The 7,555-nt window shown below is 41.7% G+C and carries 4 protein-coding genes, 9 tRNA genes and 1 pseudogene; 3 read left to right on the forward strand and 11 right to left on the reverse strand.

Going from position 1 to position 7,555, the window contains the following annotated elements; all coding sequences use genetic code 11:
• Positions 1 to 4: 4 nt before the first annotated feature.
• Positions 5 to 457 carry a universal stress protein gene (locus tag J2T50_RS09655; protein WP_253366132.1) on the forward strand — a complete coding sequence of 151 codons (453 nt, stop codon included), beginning with the start codon at positions 5 to 7 and terminating at the stop codon, positions 455 to 457.
• A gap of 207 nt (positions 458 to 664) precedes the next feature.
• On the opposite strand, the pseudogene J2T50_RS09660 reads toward J2T50_RS09655, so the two are convergent.
• Positions 665 to 2,024: pseudogene (locus J2T50_RS09660) on the reverse strand (Cof-type HAD-IIB family hydrolase).
• Between the two features lie 66 nt (positions 2,025 to 2,090).
• Between J2T50_RS09660 and J2T50_RS09665 the strand changes: the two are divergent.
• Positions 2,091 to 3,053: an asparaginase gene (locus J2T50_RS09665; RefSeq protein ID WP_253366140.1), complete on the forward strand. Its 963-nt coding sequence runs from the start codon at positions 2,091 to 2,093 to the stop codon at positions 3,051 to 3,053.
• A gap of 190 nt (positions 3,054 to 3,243) precedes the next feature.
• Here the strand turns inward: J2T50_RS09665 and recG are convergent, their stop codons facing one another.
• Complete coding sequence (gene recG / locus J2T50_RS09670) at positions 3,244 to 5,262, reverse strand: ATP-dependent DNA helicase RecG (RefSeq protein WP_253366134.1); 2,019 nt, start codon at positions 5,260 to 5,262, stop codon at positions 3,244 to 3,246.
• Between the two features lie 186 nt (positions 5,263 to 5,448).
• On the opposite strand from recG, the gene J2T50_RS09675 reads away from it, so the two are divergent.
• Positions 5,449 to 6,706, forward strand: a protein-coding gene (locus J2T50_RS09675; RefSeq protein WP_253366142.1) for an ISL3 family transposase whose coding sequence is annotated in 2 segments (ribosomal slippage) — positions 5,449 to 6,498 and positions 6,500 to 6,706 — 1,257 coding nt in all. Because the reading frame shifts where the segments join, the coding sequence is not laid out codon by codon here.
• 41 nt (positions 6,707 to 6,747) lie between these two features.
• Here J2T50_RS09675 and J2T50_RS09680 read toward each other — a convergent pair.
• From J2T50_RS09680 to J2T50_RS09720, 9 genes are all read right to left on the reverse strand, one after another.
• Positions 6,748 to 6,821 (reverse strand) — tRNA-Pro (locus J2T50_RS09680).
• Between the two features lie 47 nt (positions 6,822 to 6,868).
• Positions 6,869 to 6,942, reverse strand: a tRNA-Arg gene (locus J2T50_RS09685).
• 22 nt (positions 6,943 to 6,964) lie between these two features.
• Positions 6,965 to 7,048, reverse strand: a tRNA-Leu gene (locus tag J2T50_RS09690).
• A gap of 6 nt (positions 7,049 to 7,054) precedes the next feature.
• Positions 7,055 to 7,126 (reverse strand) — tRNA-Gly (locus J2T50_RS09695).
• Positions 7,127 to 7,132: 6 nt separating this feature from the next.
• A tRNA-Thr gene (locus J2T50_RS09700) sits at positions 7,133 to 7,205 on the reverse strand.
• Positions 7,206 to 7,219: 14 nt separating this feature from the next.
• Positions 7,220 to 7,301, reverse strand: a tRNA-Leu gene (locus J2T50_RS09705).
• A gap of 5 nt (positions 7,302 to 7,306) precedes the next feature.
• Positions 7,307 to 7,379 (reverse strand) — tRNA-Lys (locus J2T50_RS09710).
• A gap of 2 nt (positions 7,380 to 7,381) precedes the next feature.
• Positions 7,382 to 7,454, reverse strand: a tRNA-Asp gene (locus J2T50_RS09715).
• Positions 7,455 to 7,463: 9 nt separating this feature from the next.
• Positions 7,464 to 7,536 (reverse strand) — tRNA-Val (locus tag J2T50_RS09720).
• Positions 7,537 to 7,555: the final 19 nt, after the last annotated feature.

Genomic DNA, 7,555 nt, shown 5'->3' on the forward strand with positions numbered 1-7,555 from the left:
ACTTATGACCCAATCTTATCACACTATTTTAGTTGCCGTTGATGGATCTGTTGGTGCAGAACTTGCCCTCCACAAAGCCATCCATGTCGCAAAGCGCAATCAAGCTCGTCTCGTTATCGCTCATGTTATTGATACACGCGCTCTTCATAATGTAGCCGCCTTTGATGCCTCTGTCTATGAAACATTAGAAGCCGAAGCCAAGGAATTGTTAGCTGAATACCAAGCAACTGCTACTGAAGCTGGGGTCGAAGATGTCTCTATCATCATCGAATTTGGTAACCCAAAAGTGCTACTAGCCGAAGACATTCCTCAACAAACAGGTGCCGACCTCATGCTACTTGGGGCAACAGGACTCAACGCCTTCGAACGCATCCTCATCGGTTCCTCATCCGAATACATCATGCGTCACGCACCAATTGATATCCTCATTGTACGCGATGGCGATAAAAGTTTATAAGAAAGAGAGTGGGACAACAATCGTGATTTCATAGAAATCGATTTTGTCGACTTCAGATTAAAAGGTCTCCCAAACCTTCTAATCCCACCACCGCACGGTTGACTAATTGCTTGCACAACAAGGAATAAGAACATTCAGTCAACCCCTGCGTCAAATTGCTAAAATTACAAAAAAAAGAACCTAGGACTCTTGTCCTAGGTTCTTTTTTCATCTCGAAAGTTGCTTTTCTAATTCCTTCAAAATAGCTGGCTCAGGAGCAAATTTTTCTTCCCAATCAGCTGGTTTCAAAATTTTATGGGTAACTGGGTCAAAATGCGCCTGTCCATCTGGAAAGATTTTCCCCATATTAGCCGCATGTACAATCTCAAAAATCGGCTGTGGATCCACTCCCATCAAGGCAAAGGAACCATAAGTAAAATAGAGAATATCTATCAAGGCGTCAACCTGCCCAACCAAGGAATGCTGCGGGGCAATCTTTCCTTTGACCTTCTCAACAGCCTTATCCAAGGCCAAGTGCAGATTAGCTACAGCCTCATCAAATGCCTCCTCGCTGTCTACACTAGCACGTAAAAACTCCACCAGTTCTTCCAATTTAAAATCCGCTCGATGTGCTGCAGTTTGTGCATCAAAAGCATGCGCCACCTCTTGCGTCTGACCGTCCATGACTGCATGAAAAGCCTTGACTTGATTAAATTTCTCATCCTTACTCTGAAACATGTTCATCCTCACTGACCAAGCCTGCCGCTGCTAAAGCTTGAAAAATCCCATCACGGTTGTTACTTTCTGTTACATAAGTTGCTGCCAGCTTGACCTTTCGCGATGCATTTCCCATGGCAACCGAAAAACCAACCCCACGTAGCATATCAATATCGTTGTTGGCATCTCCAAAAGCCATCACTTCCGATAAAGAAAAGTCGTAGATTTCTCCCAAACGCGCAATCCCAGCCAACTTAGAGGAATATTTGCTAATAATATCTGCAGCATAGTGACTAGACCGTGTAAATTCTAAGTTCGGAAATGCCTTTTGCATTTTCTTGGTTTCAAATTCCGTCGCCAAAACAACCATTTGATAAATCGGCTGCTGCAATAACCCCATTAAATTCTCTGATTTTTGAGGCGCCAATTTGCGAATCCAACGATTTAAGATAAGATTGACCATGCGTGTCAACCAAGACGGAATCAAACGGGTAATCCGATAAGACAGGTCTCCCATTCCCATGTTCATGATGCTACTTCCTACAAATCCCGTTGCAGTTCCCAAAGTAACATCCTGCTTGTGCCGCTGAGCGTAAGCAATCAGATTTTCCATATCTACACGCTGCAACTCCTTAGCAAAAATCACCCCATCACGAGAAAAAATATATTGCCCGTTATAAGCTACCACAAAATCAATACTCAAAGAAGCCATATATTTCAAGACAAATCGCGGATCTCGTCCGGTCGCTAGACCGACCAAAATCCCTTGTTTTTTCAATTGATTAATTGCTGCAATCGTCGTCTGATGAACCACACGATGGTCTGTCAGCAAGGTACCATCAATATCAAAAAATACCGCTTTTATCGCCAAACAAACCACCATCTTTCCCCATTTATGATACAATTAGTATAGCATATTTTGAAAGAAACTGAAAAAATTATGAAAAAAATACTCGTACTTCACACTGGCGGTACCATCTCCATGCAAGCCGACGCATCCGGTGCAGTAACCTCCAGCCACATCAACCCAATGACGCAAATCAATAGCCCCTTGCCTCATATTGAAGTAACCTCACTTGACTTTTTCAATATTCCCAGCCCGCATATGACTCTCCAGCATATCCTACAACTCTACAAAAAAATCAAGACCGAGCAGGAAAATTTTGATGGATTTGTGATTACACATGGTACAGATACACTGGAAGAAACTGCCTACTTTTTAGACACCATGGCTATCCCTCAAAAACCCATTGTTCTCACTGGAGCCATGCGTTCTTCAAATGAATTGGGAAGCGATGGCGTTTACAATTATCTCAGCGCCCTACGGGTCGCATCAGATTCTCAATCTGCAGACAAAGGTGTCTTAGTCGTTATGAACGATGAAATTCACGCAGCAAAGTATGTCACAAAAACCCATACCACCAATGTCTCAACCTTCCAAACTCCAACTCATGGGCCACTTGGACTAGTAACCAAAAGAGAAATTCTCTACTTCAAAACAACCGACCCAAGAGTTCGTTTTGATTTGCAAACAGTCCAAGGAACTGTCCCAATTATCAAGGCTTACACAGACATGGAACCACTCCTACTCGACAGCCTAAACCTCGAAGCCATCTCAGGACTAGTCATTGAAGCCTTAGGTGCGGGAAATCTTCCCTTAACCATTTTGCCATCACTTGACCGTTTTCTAGAAGCTGGTATTCCTCTCGTGCTCGTCTCCCGTTGCTTCAACGGCATTGCTGAACCTGTCTATGCTTACCAGGGCGGAGGAGTGCAACTTCAAGAAAAGGGCGTCCTTTTTGTCAAAGAATTAAATGCTACTAAAGCCCGAATCAAACTCTTGATTGCCTTGAATGAGGGTCTAGCAGGCCAAGAACTCGCCGATTATATCCAAGGATAAAAAAGAACCAGTCTCATTTGAGGACTGGTTTTCTTCTATTTTTGTAGGATACTGATTTTCCTTCACGATTACAGTAGAGAATTGTGTACTATATTGGATTGAAATCTTCATAATTAAACTTCCTTTCTTTGATTGAAACCATTCTACAATCTCAAACTTAAAGAAAACGAAATTTTTTCTAAAACAAAACTTAATCTAATTCTTCTTTTTCCTTCAAGTTTTCTACTAGAAAAGCCCAGTCAGGATTGTGGCGCCAGTTTTTTTCTGATGTAATCGCTGCTGCGGTCCTTCTAGCCTCTTCCAAAATCGCAAAATCATCTACTAAATTTGCCACCTTAAATTCTGGAATACCAGATTGCTTGGTTCCAAAGATCTCTCCAGAACCTCGCATTTTCAAATCTTCCTCGGCCAAGACAAAACCATCTGTCGTCTCCGTCATAATTTTCATACGTTGCTTACCAGACTCTGTCTTGGGATTAGCTACCAAAATTGCATAGGACTGCTTGTGGCCCCGACCGACACGACCGCGTAACTGGTGCAGCTGACTCAAGCCAAATCGATCCGCATCCATAATCATCATCACCGTCGCATTAGGGACATTGACCCCAACTTCAATCACCGTTGTGGAAACCAAGATATCCGTTCGTTTCTCCTTGAAATCCTGCATAACCGCTTCTTTTTCGTCTGCCTTCATCTTACCATGCAAAAGTGAAACCTGTGCCCGCCCAGTAAAATAAGTCGCCAACTCTTCTTCTAAAGCTATCGCATTTTTAAGATCCAAACTTTCTGATTCCTCAATTAACGGAGAAATAACATATACCTGAGCACCATGTGCAACCTCCTTATTCAGCCACTCTAAAACAGTTGACATCTGCTCATGCTTAACCCAACGCGTCACAATCGGCTTGCGCCCCGCAGGAAGTTGATTGATGACCGACACATCCATCTCCCCAAAAGCTGTAATGGCCAATGTCCTAGGGATAGGCGTCGCAGTCATCATCAAGACATCTGGATTCTCTCCTTTTTCACGCAATTCTCTCCTCTGATTGACACCAAATCGATGCTGTTCATCTGTTATAACCAGCCCCAAATTATGAAATTCCACCCCATCTTGAATCAGCGCATGAGTCCCCACAATCAAATCTACTTCCCCCGAAGCAATAGCAGCCAACGCAGCCTTTCGAGGAGCCGCCTTCATTCCACCAGTCAATAAAACAATGGACAAATCTGGGAACAATTCCCGCAGCGATTCACAATGCTGCTCCGCCAATATTTCCGTAGGAACCATAAGCGCTGACTGAAAACCAGCCGTATAAGATGCAAACATAGCTAGTCCCGCTACAACCGTCTTGCCGGATCCCACATCTCCTTGCAGAAGACGATTCATATGCGCACTCGAATTCATATCTGATAAAATTTCAGACAAAGCCAATTGCTGTGCTTCTGTCAATTTAAAAGGAAGTCTCTGTATCTCGTTCTCAACCAACTTATCATCATACTGGATTATAGCACCATCCCTAGCCAAGCGATTCCTCGACTTAACATCTTGAAGATTCATCTGAAAATAGAACAATTCTTCAAATTTAACACGACGCAAAGCCTGTTTATAGTCAGATAAATCCTTAGGAAAATGCATAGCATAAACAGCTTCTTTTCTTGGCATCAACCGATACTTTTCTAAAATCGCGACTGGTAAATTCTCCGTCAACAATTCCAAATATCCCAAGTCAAAGGCTGACTTTACTAACTTTTCGACGCTCTTTTGCGTCACACCCTGAGCCACATGATAAACTGGTTGCAAATCATCCACTGACTGAGAAAGAATTTTCATTCCCGTTAAGGTCGCTTTAGCCTTATCCCATTTGCCCCAAATAGCGATGCTTGTCCCTATTTCAACCTTCTCTGCTAAATATGGCTGATTAAAAAAAGAAACGGAGACGACTACTTCATCTTTTTTTATTGAAAATCGCAAACGATTTCTCTTATATCCATAATATTGCACGTTAGCCGGAGTAACGACCTCACCAGTTAACAAAACCTTTTCCCCATCAGACAAGTCAAAAATAGACTTTTCCTGAAAATCCTCATATCGAAAAGGATAATAGATCAATACATCTTCAACAGTCTCAAGACCAATTTTCAAAAATTTTTCAGCTGATTTAGGCCCAACTCCAGGTAAAACACTCAAGGAATCACTTAAATTTTTCATAAGAATAGTATACCAAATTCCTAATTTTAACAAAACAAAAAGACAACCCTAGGTTGTCTTACAAAGGCTCTATAATTTCTGTAGTGGGCAAATCCACTATTGAGATTATGGAGCTTTTTTGAATATACAAAAACTCCCACATGACTTATAATGAAAAACGAACAAACTATCATTAGAAAGAGTCATATGGAACATATTCATAATAACACAGAACTGCTTGGAATTAAAGATAAAAATATAGCCATTGAATCAATAATAGAATATAAGACTCACATTTGTGTCAATGCAACACTAGGTTATAAGCCTAGTCCCTGCCCTAACTGTAAGGGGAAGAGAATTAAGTATGACTTTCAAAGAGTATCTACTATTCCTATTCTAGACATGCGAAGTTTACCAACACTTGTTAAACTTAAAAAACGTCGTTTCCAATGTAAAGTTTGTAAGAGAATCACTGTAGCCGAAACCTCTCTTGTACAGAAAAACCATCAAATTTCTGAGACTGTTTGGAAGAAAATCACTGAGGCTCATACTGATAAATTAACTAATACCGATATCGCCGAGCTTACTCACGTTTCTGTTTCAACTGTTCAAAGAAAGTTAGCACAGTTTACCTTCAAAGAGTCATTTGATAAACTACCTAAAATCTTATCCATTGATGAATTTTCTAGAAACAAAGGGAAATTAGCCTTTATCGCTCAAGATTATCAAACAAAAAACATAGTGACTATCCTTGAAAACAACAGACAAACTACCATCAAAAACTATTTCTACAAGTATTCTAGAAAGATATGTGAAAGGGTTAAAGTTGTGACTGTTGATATGTCCGGTTCCTATATCCCAATTCTCAAACAACTATTCCCTAATGCAAAGATTGTTCTGGATCGTTTTCATATCATTCAACATCTCAACCGGGCCATGATGGCAACTCGTATCGCTATTATGAAGCAATTTGACAAGCAATCACTTCCTTACCGAATCATGAACAATCACTGGAGAATATTGCATAAGGATAGTCGTAAACTATCCGATAAAACTTTCTACTCGCGGACTCTTAGGGAAACTAGGGCACCTAAAGAATTCGTTGAGAAGGCTTTACAATTTTCAGATGAACTCCGCTTTTACTACAATTTATATCAACTGTTACTTTTTCACTTTCAAGAGAAGAATACGGTTCATTTCTTTGATTTAATTGAAGAGAACAAATCCCTAGCGAATACTTACTTTGACAGGGTATTTAAAAACCTTCATCCGTTATAAAGTCTACATCAAAAACGCATTGGAATTGCCATATTCAAATGCCAAATTAGAAGCAACTAATAAGTTAATTAAAGATATTAAACGAAAAGCTTTTGGTTTCAGAAATTTTAAGAACTTTAAAACTAAAATCATCATCGCTTTAAACATCAAAAAAGAGAGAAACAATGTGATTCTCTCTAGATGTTAATTAGTAGTCACCCACTACAGTTGACAATGAGTCCTTACAAATCGGGAAGACAGGATTCGAACCTGCGACCCCTTGGTCCCAAACCAAGTACTCTACCAAGCTGAGCTACTTCCCGATATGATTAAAAATAAATCTCCCTTAATGTAAACACTAAGCGAGTTATGCACCCTAGAGGAGTCGAACCTCTAACCGCCTGATTCGTAGTCAGGTACTCTATCCAGTTGAGCTAAGGGTGCTCATTATACTATTGTGGTTCTATGCCGAGGACCGGAATCGAACCGGTACGATGTTGCCATCGCAGGATTTTAAGTCCTGTGCGTCTGCCAGTTCCGCCACCCCGGCGACTCAAGCGAACGACGGGATTCGAACCCGCGACCCCCACCTTGGCAAGGTGGTGTTCTACCACTGAACTACGTTCGCATTCTATGCCGGCTACATGACTTGAACACGCGACCCTCTGATTACAAATCAGATGCTCTACCAACTGAGCTAAGCCGGCCTATTTTCTTACTATGCGGGTTAAGGGACTTGAACCCCCACGCCCGAAAGCGCCAGATCCTAAATCTGGTGCGTCTGCCAATTCCGCCAAACCCGCATATATGACCCGTGCTGGGCTCGAACCAGCGACCCATTGATTAAAAGTCAATTGCTCTACCAACTGAGCTAACGAGTCTACGGTCCCGACGGGAATCGAACCCGCGATCTTCGCCGTGACAGGGCGACGTGATAACCGCTACACTACGGGACCTTCTATTTATGGGAGTTAACGGGATCGAACCGCTGACCCTCTGCTTGTAAGGCAGATGCTCTCCCAGCTGAGCTAAACTCCCAATTGCTAAGCGACTACCG

It is taken from the genome of Streptococcus gallinaceus (assembly GCF_024170225.1).
Lineage (GTDB): Bacteria > Bacillota > Bacilli > Lactobacillales > Streptococcaceae > Streptococcus > Streptococcus gallinaceus.